The organism is Butyricimonas sp. Marseille-P3923, assembly GCF_900184685.1.
Classification (GTDB): domain Bacteria; phylum Bacteroidota; class Bacteroidia; order Bacteroidales; family Marinifilaceae; genus Butyricimonas; species Butyricimonas muris.
The window spans coordinates 195,786-213,242 of record NZ_FXXL01000005.1 but is presented as its reverse complement, the minus strand read 5'-3'; the positions used below and the strand labels follow the sequence as shown (position 1 = coordinate 213,242).

Genomic DNA, 17,457 nt, shown 5'->3' with positions numbered 1-17,457 from the left:
ATATGAATAGGAAGATTTTTTTGAAACCGGTAGTTTTTGTATTTGCCGTGTGTTCTTTCATGATAGGAGGATGTAATCAGGATGACGATCCGATTGTTCCTTCCGAGGCCTTATCCGTGAAATACGTTCTCCCGCAGGGGAACGAGAAGTACGATTCGTTGATACTCGATTTTTACAACGAGAATAAGATATTTATTCTGTACGAGTACGGGGCGCATGATCCGCTATGGAATATCCAGTCTATCGAGGGGTACGGAATCTACCGTATCGTACCGCCTAAAAAAGAGAATCTTGAAGCGGGAGTGAACAGTTTGTTCGATTTATGGTTGGATCTTTACCCGGGAGAATTTTTCGTGGGACGCCTGCCTCATTATATTTATCTGGCGGACAGCATCTGGAGCGGATATTCAAATGCGGCGAATTTGACAACAAATATCAGTATTACTTTCGGTAATATCAACGAGAGCCTGCAGAACATGACAGCAACGACGAAAAGTACTTTCAAAAAGAATATCAATAGTGCTTTCTGGACTTATATTATTGATAACGGGAAATTTGAAGTTCCGGTAGCGTTGGATTTGGATTATTCGTTAGCAACAGATTTAATAGCAGGATATAATATGGGAATTATTCACGGGAGTACTTACAAATTGAACCTTCAGGAAGATTTCAAAAAAACGATAGATTATTTGATGTCGACGAGTCAAACGATCATCAATATGCGATTTCGGAGTTATCCGGCGTGCAAAACCAGAGTACAGTTATTCGTGAGCGAAATGAAGAGATTGCATGATATAGATCTGGAATTGTTGACCGGGAAAGTATTGACGGATTAGAGCGAGTTTTAATGTTTATGGGAGAAGTTGTTCGAAGAGTGGTTAAAGACTTTTTGAACCTTCTTTCCCTGTGACTCTATTTGTAATCGAATAGAAATGGAAGTTTATTACCTAATTTTTAATAGAATAGTATGAAAAATTGTATGTATGCATTGTTGGTAATATTAATATTATTACCGGGTTATGGAAAGTTGTTTGCCTCGAATGAGGTAAAGAGCGGTTACGGATGTCTGTATGATACCTTGACCAAGGATAGTACTAAAGAGGCCGAGGTGCGGCGAAAATTGAAAGAGGTCATGGATAAAAAGAAATCCAACCGGAAAGAGGTCGCTGAAAGTGATACCTTGGTGAATGATAGTGCAAAAATGGCGCAGGAAGAAGCGAAAAGAAAATTGAAGGAATTTTCGGAAAAACGGAAAACTGCGTATGATCGCTTGTTTGCAGACAAGGCATTTGAAACTTCTGAAAGTGATTTCATCACGCTGCACAAGATAGACAAGAAACTCTATTTTGAAATGCCTCTTGAATATTTCGGACGGGAAATGGTGCTTTCTTCCGCGGCTTCGGAAACAAGTAACAGCGTGTTTGCCGATATGGCACACAGAACGATGATGCACGTGAAATTCAAGTTGGTCGATTCGTTAGTTTATTTGCAACGTGTAAATACCACGACTACTTATGACGCGAAAGAAAAAAATATCAAGTCGGCGATTGAGGCTAATTCTTTAGATGTTGTTGTCGAGGCGTTTAAAATTTCAGCTTTTAAACCGGATCAAACGACAGTCGTGTTCGAGGTAACTAAATTTTTCACGGAAGAGAACGAGTATTTGCCATTATTCCGGGGAAACTATTCCGTTTTTAATATTTTGCCGAAAATGAAATATGGTGCTTCGGTTGTGAGTAGTATCAAAACGTTTGATGATAATCTGACGGTAAAGGTACTTATGCCTTACACGGTGAGTCTGACTTATTTAATGTCAACCTACGCGAGAGCGGATGTGACGGTGGTTGCTACTCGTTCCCTGATGTTGTTGCCCGAGGATAAAATGCGTCCCCGTAAGAGTGATTCGCGTGTCGGCATCTTTTTGACGGATAAGGAACATTTCACGCAAGCTGAAGACCGGTTGGTCACTTATTCCGTGGCACATCGCTGGCGTGTTGAACCCAAGGATGTCAATGCTTACAAGCAAGGTAAACTGGTAGAGCCGAAAAAGCCGATCGTGTGGTACGTGGATACGGCTTTCCCGAAAGAATGGATCGAACCGGTTAAGAAAGGCATTTTGCGCTGGAATAAAGCGTTCGAGAAAATCGGTTTCAAGAATGTGATGCAGGTACGGGATTTCCCCAAAAATGATACGATCTTTGATCCGGATAATTTGAAGTACTCTTGTGTGCGTTATTTACCCACGAGTATCGCTAATGCCATGGGTCCCTCGTACGTGGATCCTACCACGGGAGAAATTATCAGTGCTTCCGTGTTAGTTTACAGTAATATGGTGCAGATGATTAATAATTGGCGTTTTGTCCAGACTGCACAAATAGATCCGTTGGTGAGAAACAAGAAAATGCCTAAAAAGATTATGGATGAATCTATCGAATACGTGGTAGCTCACGAAATCGGTCATACACTCGGATTTATGCATAATATGGCGGCGTCTGCCGCAATCCCGGTAGAATCTTTACGTTCGGCGGAGTTCACGAAAAAATACGGGACAACACCTTCTATCATGGATTATGCCCGTTTCAATTATGTCGCGCAACCCGGGGATAAAGGTGTCAGATTGACTCCCCCTGATTTGGGGGTATATGATGAATATCTGGTAAAATGGAATTACGAGTATTTCCCGACAGCTAAAAGTATGAATGAAGAAGCGGTAATTCTGGAAAAAATGGTAGATGCCAAAGCCGGGGATCCGATGTATCGTTACGGTCGTCAACAAGTATATAGCCGTTATGATCCGAGTGCGCTGGAGGAAGATTTGGGTGATGATCCGATGAAGGCGGGAGAGTACGGGATTAAAAATTTGAAATACATTTTGTCAAATTTGGATTCTTGGATTAAAGATGATCCGGACGATTCTCACAAGTTGAGTCTTTATCAAGGTATTTGTAACCAGTATTATCGGTATATTCGTAACGTGATGTATAATATCGGGGGAATCTATTTATCCGAGGTGAAAGAAGGGACTCCGGGAGAACGGGTTGTTTCTGTTCCCAGAGAAAAACAGAAAGCTTCGATGAAATGGGTGATGAACGAGTTTCGCAATTCGGATTGGGTATGTGATAAGAAATTGATTAGTAAATTCCCTCTTGGAATTGATATGGGAGTAATGATCCAAAAATCATTAGCCTTGAGTTTGCATCAATTGTATAAGGGTGTGATGTTGTCCGCGCACGTTGCGACGGATCCTTACACGGTAGAGGAGTTCTTTGATGATTACTACAATTTGGTTTTTGAAAATACGATTAATGGCAAACCTTTGACAGAGGGGGACAAAATGTTGCAAATGGCTGCCGTGAATATGGTAGCGGAAACGTTTAAGGATAAACAATCCGGAGGATTATTCGGGGTTGTGAATGCACAAGATGCGTATAGACCTTCCTTGGAAGATGTGCTTGCTTACGGGTTGGATGAATCCGGACTCACGAATAAATTTGCCGGTGAATTAAGAAGAGAAGAATGCCGGGATATGCCGGAAACTATTGAATTCGGTTCCGGGTATGGATGGCAAAGGCAAATTTCCGTGTTGGCTATAGATAATTCGGACATTCATATATATACGTTAGGGAAACGGATTCAACGTTTGTTGGAGAGTAAAGTTTCCACGTCACAAGGTGCGGAGCTTATGCATTATGAAGCGTTATTATTTATGTTAGAGAGAAGATTAAAAAAATAGTCGGGAAGCATAAATGTATTTTAGTAAGGTCGAGGGAATTCTTTTATGAAGAATTTCCTCGACTTTTTTCAGGGTAATACATGAATATTGTTTATTTTTGTTTCATAAATAAAGATAACATGGTGATGTAATGCGAGATATTATATCGGATATAAAATTAGGGAATCTGAAGGCATTCAAGGAATTCTTTGATGATTACTATATCATGTTATGTGTTTTTGCCGCTAAATACCTGAAAGATGATGAGCAATGTAAGGATGTTGCTCAGGAAGCCTTAGCCGATTATTGGGAAAGACGAGAGCGTTTTGGCGATATTTATAAAGTGAAAGCGTATCTTTACACGATCACCCGCAACCGTTGTTTAAATATCTTGCGACACGAGAAAGTAAGTCAGGGGTATTTGGAGAAATACGGGCGGGAGTTGGAATCCGAGGGTGTTTTCGAGGATTGGGTTGTGGCGCAGGAAACTTATCTTTTAGTGTGGAAGGCTGTAAATGCGTTACCGCCGCAGATGCGGACTATCATTCGTTATTCTCTTGACGGATTGACAAATCCCCAGATTGCAAAAGAAATGGGGATTGGTGAAGGTTCCGTGAAATCTCTGAAACAAACTGCCTATCGTAAATTGAGAGAGCAATTGAAAGAACATTTTTATTTGTTGTTATTGTTTTGCTGATTTCAATCTTGGTAGAGTAGTGGTAAAGCCGCCTTGAAGCCGCAGTAAATCCGGAGTAATAATCTCCCTTGTTCGTTTATGGGATGTTTCCGCTTTTATGTTGCTATAATCTTTTTTGTAGCAACATAAGAGCGGGAACGGAGAGAGTACGGTAGGTGAGGTATTATTACGGTTACTCTTCTTCGGATTTACAGTGGAATTTGAGTGAAATAAGGGCGATTTCTTGGGGGATGGGGTTAATTTCGTGGGTTAGGATTATTTTTTTGTAATTTTTTTCGGTTTTCGACTATTCCTATTTTGCACTTTGCGTGTTATAGTATAAAATAGCAATAGTAAATATTATGAGTTTGTCGAAAAAACATTTTAAGATAGCGGAAATTCTAGCAGCTATTTTCATGAATACTCACTCGGGGGAGGAGAGGGAAAAGTATGAGCTTTGGGAAAGAGAAAACGGTCGTTTGGCTAAGGAGATTTTCAACAGAGAGAATTATGACGAATTTGTGCGTGTCGCGGAGCGATTTGATTGTCAGGAGGGATGGCAGGTTTTCGAGGAGAATCGAAAAATAAAGGTGCTTTCGGGAGAGAAGCAAGGTGGTCGGGTAAATCGGTTCAAGTTCGTTTCCAGATACGCGGCGGTGGGGATAATACTAATCGCTTGCGGGTTATTCTTTTGGTTGAATCGTTCTCGGGAAGAAGAGCCGAAACAACCTGTTTTTGCTTACCAGATAGAAGCGGGGACTACCGGGGCACGTCTGACATTGGCTGACGGGAAAACGGTGGATATCGTGAAAGACCAAACATTCATGATGAAGGAAACGGATGGGACTCTGCTCGTGACGGATTCGATGGGAATAGATTATGTCGCGCATGATGTAAAGGATGAGGAGGAAATCCGAAACACGATAAGTACGTTGACGGGAATGGAGTACACGTTGACCTTGTCAGACGGCACGAAAGTCTATTTGAACGCGGAATCGAAATTATGTTTTCCCGTGTGTTTCAAAGGGGCGCAGAGAGTGGTGGAGTTGTCCGGTGAAGCTTATTTTGAAGTCGCCGAAGATGCCGCGCATCCGTTCGTGATAAAGACTCGCGATATTTCGGTCAAAGTATTGGGGACTTCTTTTAATCTGCGAGCTTATGAAGATGAAGAGGTGGTGACGACGACATTAACAGCAGGGAAAGTACAGGTCTTTGACGGTCGGCAATTCAAGGATATTGTTCATGGGGAGCAAGTGGTTTACGAAAAGGCTGCAAGGACTATGGAGGTTAGTAAAGTCGAAGTCGGACGTTACATGGCTTGGCGGGAAGGAAAGTTCGTGTTCCGGAACGAGCGTTTGGAGGATGTGATGAAGTATTTGGCTCGTTGGTATAACGTGCGTTACGAATTTATGAATGAAGATGCGAAAAATATGCGGGTGGGAGCCAAGTTAAATAGGTACAATAACATGAATCCGATTATCGAGATGTTGAAGAAAAATCCGAGTATTTCTATATCCCGGAAGGATGGTGTGTTTTATATATCAAGCGAATAAGACAAAACATGCGTTTGTGCTGGTGACACAAACGCATGGACAACTAATAAATAGTAGTTCATTTATTAATCTTTCAAAATTATGAAGAAAAAACGAGATTCAGGGACCTTTTTTCGAGGAATCTGGCAAAAAATTTTACTAGTTATGACATTGAAAATGTGTTTGCTTATGCTTACTTGTTTTCAGGTGACAGCTGCGGTGCATTCCCAGAATAAGCTTTTGGATGTGCGTTTGGAAAATGCTTCTCTGGAACAAGTGATTTGGGAATTGGAAAAAAAGACCGATTTCACGTTTATGTATTGGACGACCGAGATCAAGGATGTTAAAGTGTCTTTGAACATGCAGCAAAAATCGATGAAGGAGATTTTGGATTATTGCTTGCGTGACACGAAGTTGAGGTATGAGATTAACGAGGAAACGGTTGTGATCTATCGTGTAAAGGATGACAAGCAGGAGAAAAAGAAGATTGTTGTTAATGGTGTCGTGAAGGATGAGGCCGGGGAACTTTTACCGGGGGTAACGATCGTGTTAAAGGGTACCTCTATCGGAGTTTCCACGGATGTGGATGGAAAATTCCGGTTGGAGTTACCTGAGCAAGAATCCATCGTTCTGGTGGCTTCTTTCGTGGGGATGCGGAATGTTGAAGTGAAGGTTACCCCGGGCAAAGAGGTGAGTATCGTGATGAAAGAAGAGGTAGAGTCGATAGACGAGGTTGTGGTGAACGGTTATTTCACGCAAAACCGTAACAGTTACACGGGGGCGGTGACGTCTGTAAAGGGTGAACAATTGTTGGAAATATCGAAGACGAATATGCTCAAGGCGTTGTCTTTTGTTGTTCCCGGTTTGCGTATCGTGGATGACAATGTCAACGGTTCGAATCCTAATAAGGTGCCGGAAATTATCCTCCGGGGTATGAATTCGCTTGATAGTGAAAAGATGGAACAAGGATTGAATCGTCCTTTGATTATCATGGATGGGGTGGAAATCAGCCTGCAGCAATTGTATGACTTGGATATGTTTGACATTGATCGAGTGGATGTTCTGAAAGATGCTTCCGCCACGGCAATGTATGGGGAAAAAGCTGCCAACGGTGTTATCGTGGTCATGAGAAAGAAGGTGACGGAAAGTAAATTGAGGGTACGTTATAATTTTGTGCCTAACATTGGATTTCCTGATGTTTCTTCTTTTAATCTTTGTTCGCCGTGGGAGAAATTGGAGTTGGAACGATTGTTTGGAAAATACGATAGTAACATAGGTGAATACGATGAACTCTATTACGAGAAATTGAAACGGGTGAATGCCGGTGTGAATACCGACTGGAAATCTATTCCGTTGCGCAATTCCTGGTCGCATAACCATTCTTTGAGCATCACCGGACGGGGAAGCGGCATGGACTACGGTATTTCCGCTCATTATTCGGATGATCGGGGTGTTATGAAAGGGGACTATCGCCGCAGTTTTGATTTGGGATTCTATTTCTCTTATTTTTGGAACAACAAACTGACGGTGAGTTTCCGTTCCGATTTCAATAAATTGAATTCCAAGGATTCGCCTTATGGTAGCTATAATTCGTGGGTGGAAATCAATCCTTATGATTCGCCTGTGGATGAAAACGGGGAATGGGTAAAAGTGTTGTCATACGACAAGATTAATCCGATTTACAATGCCACGTTGAGCAGTTTCAGTAAAGCGGAGAGCAAGCGTTTTTCCAATAACTTAAGTGTGAGATGGGATATCGTGAAAGGAGTATATTTTACCGCTAATGCCAATTATACTATGGGAGACGGTCAGACGGATGCTTTTGTTTCTCCGGAGGATTCTCGTTTCTTGAAAGATGGCATTAAGGAAGATGAAAAAGGTTCTTATAACTTGAGCGGGGACAAGAATTATTCTTGGGCTTTTTCAGGTGTGTTAAATTACAATCTTGCTTTGGACGAGCATGGGACTATGTTGAGTTTTCATGGTGGATTGGACATATCGCAAGACAAAAGAAGTTCGTTTGCTTTTTCGGGGGTGGGATTTACGAAAGATCGTTTGAATAACTTGAACTTTGCGCAGCGTTATCCTGAAGAGGGGAATCCTACCGGGAGTGAATCCTATAGTGCAACGGTGGCTTATTTCGGTAATGTCAATTTTATATTGAAGGACCGTTATTTCGTGGATTTTTCGTATCGAACTTCTGGTAATGCCACGATTTCTAAAGACCGGCGTTGGGCGCCTTTTTGGTCAGTTGGTTTGGGGTGGAACCTGCATAACGAGAAATTCATTGCTGATTTGGCATGGGTACAGAGTTTCCGGATTCGGGGAAGTGCGGGATATGTGGGAAGCAACAATTTCGGGGGAGTTCTAGCACAAACTATATATAGTTATAGTGATAATGCGTATGACGACAATCTCGGGGCTTTGCCGTCGGCGATGGGAAATGACAAACTGAAATCGCAACGTACGTTGAAATTGGATGTCGGCATGGATGTCAACTTATTCAATGACCGTTTAGGAGTGAAGTTGGATTTCTATAAGGAGATTTCTAAGGATTTGTTGATGGATGTTTCGTTGCCGCCTTCCATAGGATATGACAAGGTTAAATACAACTTGGGCGAAAGTGCCAACTGGGGGTATGAACTTGCTATTGCTGGAACGGTTATTCGTACGCAGGATTGGAGCTGGACATTGAATTTCACGACGAGTCACACGGAGAACAAAATCAAAAAGATCAGTAATTCACTGAAAAATATAAATTCGGAAAATCGGGACGAAAACACCTCTTCGCCGAGAATCCAGTTGGAGGAGGGAGAATCCTCCACCGCAATTTATGCCGTGCGTTCCGCCGGTATAGACCCGGCAACGGGAAAAGAGATTTTTATCAAAAAGGATGGTACTTACACTTTTATTTATGATCCGAAGGACAAGGTGGCGATCGGGAACAAAATCCCTATTATGCAGGGGGGAATTTCGACCGGTGTTCGGTGGAAAAACCTCACGCTGTTTGCCGGCTTGACCTATACGTTCGGAGGAGATATCTATAATACCACGCGGGCAGGAAAAATTGAGAATATCACCATCGAAAACAACGTGGACCGTCGGGCGTTCACCGAACGTTGGAAGAGCGTGAACGATTACGTGATGTATCCGAATGTAAAAGAGCCGTCAACCGGTCACACGGAACGTTTCGTGGAGCGCAATAACGAATTGTATCTTTCCTCCATCAACATTTCTTATAATTTGGAAGGTGATTGGTTGAAAAAAATCGGATTGAGGCGGTTAGGGTTGGGGATCGGTTTCAGCGACATTGCCCGGTTGAGTACGGTGAAGTATGAACGGGGTACCGGTTATCCCTATATGAGAGGATACAATTTTACCATTAGTCCGACATTCTAAAAATTGACGATACGATGAAAAGATTAACGATATTATGGGTTTTCGTGGCTCTCTTGTGGGGAGGGTGCGATGATTTTCTGACTTCGCGAGATAATACGCAAGTGTTGGAAAAGACGTTGTTTGCAGACCGAGAAGGTGTGGAAGATGCGCTGTATGGGATATATAGCGGATTGGCAAAACCGGAATTATACGGTTTTTATGTGCCTTGCCGGATGGATTTGTTAGCACAGTTTTATAAACCTGGAAATACTGCGTTGTATGATGTGCTGCATTATGATTTTTTGAAACCGGCGGGAAGGGAGGTGTGCAATTCGATTTGGAAAACGATGTACCGTTCGATTAGCGACATCAATAGTTTTTTGGCGAATTTGGATGCTTACGAGGGAGAGAGCCTCATGTTCGGAGATCTTTACCGGGGAGAAGCGTTGGGATTGCGAGCTTACCTGCATTTTGATTTGCTCAGGATGTATGCTCCGGTAAAATTGGGAGAGCGGGGCATTCCTTATATTACCCGGTTTGGTTCTTCGGTGACCTCGTTCTCGACAGTAAAGGAGTGTTACAATTTGATCATCGACGATTTGTTGGAAGCTGAGAAACTGTTGCGGCAGGACGACACGCTCTTGATGTTGCCGCGGGTGCGTTCGCATGAGTTTGTGATCTGCCGAAATCGTGAGGTGCATTTTAATTGGTATGCCGTGCAGGCTACTCTGGCGCGGGTTTATTACATGCGCGGGGAACCGGGTGATTTGGAAAAGGCGGGGGAATATGCCCGGGCGGTCATTGATTCCGAGAAGTTTCCTTTGATCAGTGATCCGAAAGATGCCCGTTTTGTCGTGGCGGGTGTGGTGGCTGAAACGGAAGCCATTTGGGGGCTATCCAATAAGAATTTGTACGATCCGATGGCCGAGTGTTTTCTGACGACTTCCGATTACAGTGCGTATAAACCTTCCGATAGTGATATGAGTCTCTACGAATCTAAGGCGGGAAACGATTGGCGTAAGGAGTGGCTTATCGCACCTCCAGGTACCGGTGGTTCTACCCGATGGGTCAAAATAATCGATCCTGTGGAGGCGGGTATTTCTTCCTTGATGCCAGCGGGCGTGGAAGGGGTGAATCAGATCCGCGTGACGGAAATGTATTTGATAGCAGCGGAGGCGGCGTTGGAGAGTCACCCGGAAACAGCACGGAAATATTTGGAGGATTTAGTCTCTTCGCGCGGTTTGGAACGGTTTGAGGGTGAGTTGACGTTGGAGAACATTGATAAGGAGTGGCGGAGAGAGTTGGCACAGGAGGGGCAGGTGTGGTTCAGGATGAAACATCGTCACCCGGAAACCGTGGAAGCGGTGGATAGGAACGTCGTCACCATGACCGAAGAGATGTGGCAATTGCTTATTCCGGACGATGAATTTGAGTTTAGAGAAGATTTCACAATGTAAATAGAGCAGAATATGAAAATAAATACGATATTGAATCGATTTTTTGGACTTTGTTGCTCCCTTTTGGCGGTTTTCGCTTTTGGGGGCTGCGAACGAGAATATTTGTGGTACGACGCCGAGGCAAAGGACGGGGTGTATTTTCTGGGAGGGAAAGACACTGTTCATGTGTTTACAAGGGCATCGGGAGGAGAAAAATGGATAGTGTACGGAGAGAGGGTGGATATCCTCGGATTTACCCGGGATGTCGACCGGCGTTTCAAGGTGGAGGTGGTCGATTCCTTGACCACGATACCTGCCGACTGTTTCTCTTTCAAGGACACGTGTAATATCACGGCTGGCGAAACTTTCGGTTTCTTGAATTTTTCTTATGCCTATTCCGAAACGGACACTTTTTCGCTTGGGTTGAGAATTGTGGAAAATGACAACTTCCGTCCCGTGATGGTTTCGCAGGAGTGTTTCCTTTTGCTTCCGTATAAACTGACAGAACCCGATTGGTGGTCTGCAAACAGTAATATGTTTGGGGCGCCGTGGACACCTCGCTTGCACGAGTTGTTTATGCGGTTCTATCATGCGGTGGAACAGAAAGAACCTTATGTGTGGACGTCGTATTTTGAACCGAATTTGGGTAGGGATTGTGAATATGTTTCTAATGGAACTCATTATTATTATTATTGGTTTAGTAAGAAATGGCATGAGCCTTATGGGACCTTGCTTCGGAAATATGTGGCCCGTCCCTTGTATGATCATTTGAAAAATAATCCGAAAGACGGAGATTATACAAGCATGCCTGATCCTTATCTTTAATTAAATAAAACATAATATGAAAAAGATATATATACGATTGTTGTTGTGGTTGTTTGTAGTGTCTGCGGGAATGGTTTCCTGTATTCATGACGACACAACCGGATTTGTGAACGAAATCCCCGAGCTTTCGATTGTCAAAGTTAAGGGAGAGGGCGTCAACGAAGAGGGAAAGAGGGCGTACGCAGAATTTATGATGCCAGTGCATTTTGAAGCGGAGGTGAATCATTCCGAAAATGAGGTGGTGTATGAATGGAAGGTGGGATACGTAAACGAATGGAAAGACGGAAAGCCGGTGATGGATTCGTTGTATTTGGTTTCGGAGAAACCGGTGTTGGAACATTCTTTTAATCGAGTAGGGGAGTTCTTGGTACGTTTGCGGGTGTCTGATGGGTTTAGTAGTGCTTTTTACTACATGATGGTGGAAATCAAGGCTGGAATGGAAAGGGGATTGCTGGTGTTAAGTTCTGATGATGCGGGGAAAGGTCGGTTGTCCTTCTGTTCTGTGCTGGAAGATGCGAATGAATTGCTGAAGGCAAAGAAAGAAGACTTTGACTGGGAGGTGTGGAGCAGAATAAATCCAGACTATGAGTTAGTGGATGCTTTGGACATGAGTTTGATGAATTATGGGGCGTATAAAAATTCCGTGTTTGTGATTTCCAAGTCCAACCGATGTGCGTATGAATTGGAGCCCAATACGCTACTCGTGTTGCGCAAGATAGATTTGACTCTTTTGGTGTCGGAATTGAATATACAACCGGTGGCATTGTCTCCGTGTAGAGATGAATTGGTGGTGCTGTCCGAGAATGGAATCGTGGTAGGATCTCAATTGACGTCGAACGGATTGATGAGCGATGCTTGGGGGGCAAAGATGAAAGGAACGAAGATGTATCAGGCGATGCTTTGGAATGATTGGGATGAAGTAATGATGTCACTGCCTGTGGTGGCGGAGGATGAAAAATTGGTATGCTATACAAATCTTTTGGGAAAGGCATCACTTGACTCCGGCACTGATTTTGAAGGACGTCGGATTGTCAATTTTTTGATAGTGGGGAATACAAATTTGAAAAAGAGTTTGCTCGTGGTAAGCCAATCTAAAAATGACCCCGGGAAGGTGTGGGTGACGAATTATGTTTCGGGGATTGAGGTATTGTGGAATATGGAGGCAATTTTCGGGCATGAAAGTGGGGACGAGAAATGGAGTGATAAGTCTTACGAACTTTCTGCTCCGTTGACTTTGACCGAGGAATCCGATATGTTGTATAACACGAAGTATAGTAATAGCATTTTCTACAATAGCGGTAACTCCATATATCGTTGGAGGCATGGCTCCGATATTTCTGAGGTGGAGTCGGTTATCACCGTGCCCGGAGAAATTACCTGTATGGCGCAAAGTCCTGATGAAGAGTATTTGTACGTTGGAACTTACGACCCTGCGGCAACCGGATTGAAGGGAAGCGTTTATATTTATAAAACGGAAAACCTGCAATTGGTGAACAGTTTTGTCGGTGTGGCTGATAAACCGTTGAAATTATTTTATAAGGATACAAAATAAAAACAAATGACAAAGATTTATATATTTTTCGTGCTTGTCCTTCTCGGTTTCTCCGGGGGACAAGCCATTGCCTCTACCTCGGGGAGCGTGGAGAAGAATGTGGCGGATACGCTGAAAGCCGGGATGGCGTCACCGGATTTTCGTTACCGGGATGTGAACGGTAAAATCGTGACATTAAAAAGTTTGAGGGGAAAATACGTGTATATTGATGTGTGGGCGATGTGGTGCGGACCTTGTTGTGCTGAGATTCCCCATTTGAAAGAATTGGAGCGGAAGATGCGTGGTAAAAAGATCGTTTTCGTGAGTATGTCAGTGGACGAGAGTCGGAAGGCATGGTTGAAATACGTGAAAGATAACAAGATGGGGGGCGTACAATTAAATGCAGAGGGGAAAGAGGAGTTTATGAAAGCCTATCACATAAATGGAATACCTCGTTTTATTTTGTTAGATAAGAAAGGGAAAATTGTGGATGCTGATATGACGCGTCCTTCTGATCCAGAAACGTTGAAACGATTATTAGAATTGAAAGGAATTTAAGGAGATGAGAAAAAGTATTGTTGTGTTGTTTTTGTTGATTGTTGGTAGTGTATTTGCCAGCAATCGTCGGTCAATGAAAGTGGATGGATGCGAATATGTTGTGTTGGCTAGTAGATCGGTAGAACAGGATAAAGCTTGGAATGGGGTTGTAGAGGCTTTACAGAGATTACACGGTGCGGAGGTGGTATATTACGCGGAGAAGCCTGCTGAGACATTGGAGGCATTGCGACGTATGCGCCCTCGTTATGTTGCGGTAGTAGAGAAACCGGAGCAGATTACCCGGGATTATATTATTGGGATGCATATTTTGTCGCGTAAAGTAACTTCTTCGATATATGCCGATTTCATGTGGGGAATTATCACGGGGCTTGATGCGGATATGGCGATGAAGATGGTGAATAATGCTAAAGAGCCACTCGAGATTCGCAACGGGTTGATATCACAGAATAGAGTGGAATTGACTGAGGCGGACTGGGAGCGGTTTGGGTATGTGAGTTGGGGAAAATCAGGGATGAAAATGGAACGAGGAGATACGTTGGCAATGGAATATTGGCCAGCCGTGAAACAGGTTGAAAAATTTAATGATCTTTATCGAAGAGTGAAGCCTGATTTCGTGTTGAGTGAGTCTTATGCTCCTAATTACCATTTGTCCATGCCTGATAACTTCAGCGTACACGAGAGAATTTATGCCCGGGATGGTATTTTTCATCACGTGATGCAGGAGGTTAAAATTGAAGATAATCAGATATCTCGTCAAGACACGTCGGATAACGAGATGAATTGGGCGGGTGAGCGGAAAGTATATATTGCCGCGGGATCTTACGGTTGTGATGTGGATAAGCCCGAAAAGAGTTGTGCGTTGGCATGGATGGGACGTCCGAATGTAACTTCAATGGTGGGATACCCGGTAAACCAAGTGATGTTGGGGCAAGCCGTGTGGGGTGGTTTGAAATTCTGGCATGTAACGCCCGGGCGTTACACGATGGCAGAGGCTTATTTTTTAGGACAGCAGCATATATTATATACGTTACAAAATTTTTCTCCGAGTTTGTTGGAAGCAAGTTTTGATTTCAATTGGGATGTTATGAATGATATATCCGGTATATATGAGCGGATGGCGAAGGTGATGGGTAAAGAAGCTGTTGGGGATATTCTTGGTTTTTGGCAGGAGCGGGATTTATTGGCTTATTTCGGGGATCCGAAATGGGATGTGCGATTCCGACCGGAGGAAGAAACTTATACCGTGAAGACGGTTCGTAAGGGTAAAAAGTATGTGATTACATTGAAAACGAAAGAAAATTTTTCTGTGGATCGATTGGATGGAATTTATATGAGAATGTTTGATAACCAAATACCGGGAGAGCCTGCCACGGTTGGTAAAATACCGTTTGCTGTTATTTTTCCGGAGCGTTTGAAAAATCCTCGTTTAGCACCCGAGCAGGATTGGCGAGTGGCATTGTCTGATGATATGTTGTTGGTGTATGATACTTGGTTCGAGCCGGGAAAGACGTATAAATTGGTCTTGTCGGTGGATTAAAAAAAATTAATATTTTAGAGTTGTTCGTGATGAGAAGGTTTGTACTATTTATTGTTTTTTTTGCGGCTTGTATCGCAGTTCGGGGGCAGGGGGGCGTGAATTTTGAAATTCTTACTTTTGAGGAGGCTTTAACGAAAGCGAAAGCGGAGAATAAATTGCTTTTCGTGGATTGTTATACGACTTGGTGCGGACCTTGTAAGTTGATGTCTGAAAAGGTATTTCCCGACGCAAAAGTGGGCGAGTTTTTTAATCCGAGGTTTGTTGCCGTGAAGTTTGATATGGAAAAAGAAGAGGGGAAGAAATTCGGTCAAAAATATAATGTTGCAGCCTATCCCACGTTTTTCCTTATCTTGCCTGATGGTTCTATACAACATAAGATTTCTGGCGCATACGAGGCAGATGAATTTATCCGATTGGTAAAAGAAGGCATAGAGGGTACAGAATCATTAGGAAATTGGGAGGAGAAATTTCGTACCGGAGATCGAGATAAGGCATTTTTGTTTCAATATCTTCAGAAATTGAACAAGTTTAATGAATGGTCAAAAGCGGTGGTGGTGGTAGATGAGTTGTTGAAAGTGGCAAGTGATGAAGAAAAGGTATCCAAAGATTATTGGTTTATTTTTGGTAATTCGCAATTGAGTCCTTCCGATTCCAAAGCTTTTAAATTTTTAAGAGATAAACGAGAAAGATTTTACGTAGCGATTGGTCGTGAAGAGGTGGATAAACGATTGGGAGAAGATCTTTGTAATGAAATTTTGGCTATAATGGGAGGGGAGATGGTGAATGTCGGAAGTAAGCGTTTGAAGGCGATAGAGAAAGAGCTCAAAAAAATGAAATTGGTGAACGAGAAAAGTTTATTAGCTTCTTTGGAAATCGCTAAGGTGGTGGAGGGTGGTGATATTGACGAATTGTTGGATGTGTGTGAAAAAGAGATACCTATTTTACAAGGTGACTCTCAATTAGCACTTTGGGTGCTTTTTCGTTTAGCTGGTCCATTTTTGCAATATCAAGATTGTCCTTTAGCTTCGGCTACTCCCGCTCAAAAGGCTCGGTGGGAGAAGATTATTCAATTGAAGAAAAATAATTAAAACGAGGAGGAGTGTTTAACTCTCCTCCTCGTTTTAATTATTTAATATCTATCTGGATAATAGGTTGTTGTTGTACTGTGTCAAGAGGAATGGCTCTGTATTTGACACGAGCAAAATTGATCTTATTTAAATCGATACTACGGATTGCACTATCGTGCATCGTGCGGTAGTAGATTATCCGGTGTGTCATGTCGGTTGCCGAAGTCCATTGCGTTGCGCTAGGTATGTCAATGGGGTTTGTGTTCGGTGAATATTCAATCCCGATAGGAATGTCAAAATTATTTAGAATCTGGAAACATTGAAGAACGGTTTTTAAGCCTGACTCTTGTTGGGGGGCGGTGGCTTGGTAAAAAGCGGCACGCACGAAACGGGAGGGGGGAGTGATATCTCCCGGTATTCCTAGAAATCCGCTACCGTTGCCGAAGGAGGAAAGTTTTATATCGTTCAGTTGTTGTGGAGAAGCCATACCGGGGAAGAGATTGACGTAATTATTAAGATTGGTCATTTGCCATTCGAATCCCGGAGCGTTGGTTAGTACTCCTAATTTATTCTCGTAAAAGGTAGGTTTCTCGTTAATGATTTCGAGAACTACTTGGTGTCCGGAAGGATCGGCAAAACGCCAGTGCACGGTGGAGGCTTGCGGGACGATGCCAATAATATGTACTTTTTTAATGGCCTCTTTTACTTCGTCGATGTTTTTGCAACTGCCTAGTATCCAAGAAACGAGTTGTAGGTCGGAGATACTTGTCGCTTTTTGGTTCGGCTCGAACGCTTCGTATTTCCCGTAATGCGGGAAGTAGAATAATCCGGCAGAAAGCCCGGCTTCGTTAAGACCTTCTGCTACAAACTCTTTTTGTTCTACGGCTAGACCGACGTAGCCGTACCGGGCGGTGAATGGCATTCCGTCAATCCCGTCGGGCGTGTAAGATTGTTGTTTGAAGCCTCGCGGTACGATAACGTATTGGCTGTTGAGGTTGCTGCCGCCCCATTCGATGGTACGAGCCACGACACGGGAACCGTCTTTAGCGGTAAAAGATATTCCGGTGCAGGCTTTTAGGAATTGCGGTTGCAAGTTTATGGCGATAAAGAGTGCTAGTAAGATTTGTAGTTTATGTTTCATAATTGTAAATGATTTGTATTTTTTTGTAATACGGGAAAAACGAATTTCTGTTTCAAACGGATGG

The 17,457-nt window shown here is 43.1% G+C and carries 12 protein-coding genes; 11 read left to right on the top strand and 1 reads right to left on the bottom strand.

Annotated elements, in window-relative coordinates; genetic code table 11:
• The first annotated feature begins 2 nt into the window (after positions 1-2).
• From CS948_RS04505 to CS948_RS04455, 11 genes are all read left to right on the top strand, one after another.
• Positions 3-836: a hypothetical protein gene (locus tag CS948_RS04505; RefSeq protein ID WP_099290530.1), complete on the top strand. Its 834-nt coding sequence runs from the start codon at positions 3-5 to the stop codon at positions 834-836.
• Positions 837-967: 131 nt separating this feature from the next.
• Positions 968-3,733, top strand: coding sequence for a zinc-dependent metalloprotease (locus CS948_RS04500; RefSeq protein ID WP_255301855.1), 2,766 nt, complete (start codon positions 968-970; stop codon positions 3,731-3,733).
• A 130-nt stretch (positions 3,734-3,863) separates the two neighbouring features.
• On the top strand, positions 3,864-4,409 hold the full coding sequence (locus CS948_RS04495; RefSeq protein ID WP_099290528.1) for an RNA polymerase sigma factor: 546 nt from the start codon (positions 3,864-3,866) through the stop codon (positions 4,407-4,409).
• Positions 4,410-4,750: 341 nt separating this feature from the next.
• Complete coding sequence (locus CS948_RS04490) at positions 4,751-5,941, top strand: FecR family protein (protein ID WP_099290527.1); 1,191 nt, start codon at positions 4,751-4,753, stop codon at positions 5,939-5,941.
• Positions 5,942-6,109: 168 nt separating this feature from the next.
• On the top strand, positions 6,110-9,319 hold the full coding sequence (locus CS948_RS04485; protein ID WP_176554916.1) for a SusC/RagA family TonB-linked outer membrane protein: 3,210 nt from the start codon (positions 6,110-6,112) through the stop codon (positions 9,317-9,319).
• Between the two features lie 14 nt (positions 9,320-9,333).
• Entirely contained in the window at positions 9,334-10,755 is a 1,422-nt protein-coding gene (locus CS948_RS04480) for a RagB/SusD family nutrient uptake outer membrane protein (RefSeq protein WP_099290525.1), read from the top strand.
• Between the two features lie 12 nt (positions 10,756-10,767).
• Complete coding sequence (locus CS948_RS04475; RefSeq protein WP_099290524.1) at positions 10,768-11,559, top strand: DUF4843 domain-containing protein; 792 nt, start codon at positions 10,768-10,770, stop codon at positions 11,557-11,559.
• A gap of 16 nt (positions 11,560-11,575) precedes the next feature.
• A complete protein-coding gene (locus tag CS948_RS04470; RefSeq protein ID WP_099290523.1) occupies positions 11,576-13,111 on the top strand; it encodes a PKD domain-containing protein in 1,536 nt (511 codons plus the stop codon).
• 6 nt (positions 13,112-13,117) lie between these two features.
• On the top strand, positions 13,118-13,648 hold the full coding sequence (locus CS948_RS04465; RefSeq protein ID WP_099290522.1) for a TlpA disulfide reductase family protein: 531 nt from the start codon (positions 13,118-13,120) through the stop codon (positions 13,646-13,648).
• A gap of 4 nt (positions 13,649-13,652) precedes the next feature.
• Positions 13,653-15,185, top strand: coding sequence for a hypothetical protein (locus tag CS948_RS04460; protein WP_099290521.1), 1,533 nt, complete (start codon positions 13,653-13,655; stop codon positions 15,183-15,185).
• Between the two features lie 29 nt (positions 15,186-15,214).
• Positions 15,215-16,273, top strand: a complete 1,059-nt coding sequence (locus CS948_RS04455) for a thioredoxin domain-containing protein (RefSeq protein ID WP_099290520.1) — start codon at positions 15,215-15,217, stop codon at positions 16,271-16,273.
• A gap of 37 nt (positions 16,274-16,310) precedes the next feature.
• On the opposite strand, the gene CS948_RS04450 is transcribed toward CS948_RS04455, so the two are convergent.
• Positions 16,311-17,393 (bottom strand): linear amide C-N hydrolase, encoded by a 1,083-nt coding sequence (locus tag CS948_RS04450; protein ID WP_099290804.1) that lies wholly within the window; start codon positions 17,391-17,393, stop codon positions 16,311-16,313.
• Positions 17,394-17,457 lie beyond the last annotated feature (64 nt).

Coding starts and splice junctions, on each gene's coding strand:
- CS948_RS04505 (WP_099290530.1), top strand. CDS start 3: ATGAATAGGAAGATTTTTTTGAAACCGGTAGTTTTTGTATTTGCCGTG.
- CS948_RS04500 (WP_255301855.1), top strand. CDS start 968: ATGAAAAATTGTATGTATGCATTGTTGGTAATATTAATATTATTACCG.
- CS948_RS04495 (WP_099290528.1), top strand. CDS start 3,864: ATGCGAGATATTATATCGGATATAAAATTAGGGAATCTGAAGGCATTC.
- CS948_RS04490 (WP_099290527.1), top strand. CDS start 4,751: ATGAGTTTGTCGAAAAAACATTTTAAGATAGCGGAAATTCTAGCAGCT.
- CS948_RS04485 (WP_176554916.1), top strand. CDS start 6,110: ATGCTTACTTGTTTTCAGGTGACAGCTGCGGTGCATTCCCAGAATAAG.
- CS948_RS04480 (WP_099290525.1), top strand. CDS start 9,334: ATGAAAAGATTAACGATATTATGGGTTTTCGTGGCTCTCTTGTGGGGA.
- CS948_RS04475 (WP_099290524.1), top strand. CDS start 10,768: ATGAAAATAAATACGATATTGAATCGATTTTTTGGACTTTGTTGCTCC.
- CS948_RS04470 (WP_099290523.1), top strand. CDS start 11,576: ATGAAAAAGATATATATACGATTGTTGTTGTGGTTGTTTGTAGTGTCT.
- CS948_RS04465 (WP_099290522.1), top strand. CDS start 13,118: ATGACAAAGATTTATATATTTTTCGTGCTTGTCCTTCTCGGTTTCTCC.
- CS948_RS04460 (WP_099290521.1), top strand. CDS start 13,653: ATGAGAAAAAGTATTGTTGTGTTGTTTTTGTTGATTGTTGGTAGTGTA.
- CS948_RS04455 (WP_099290520.1), top strand. CDS start 15,215: ATGAGAAGGTTTGTACTATTTATTGTTTTTTTTGCGGCTTGTATCGCA.
- CS948_RS04450 (WP_099290804.1), bottom strand. CDS start 17,393: ATGAAACATAAACTACAAATCTTACTAGCACTCTTTATCGCCATAAAC.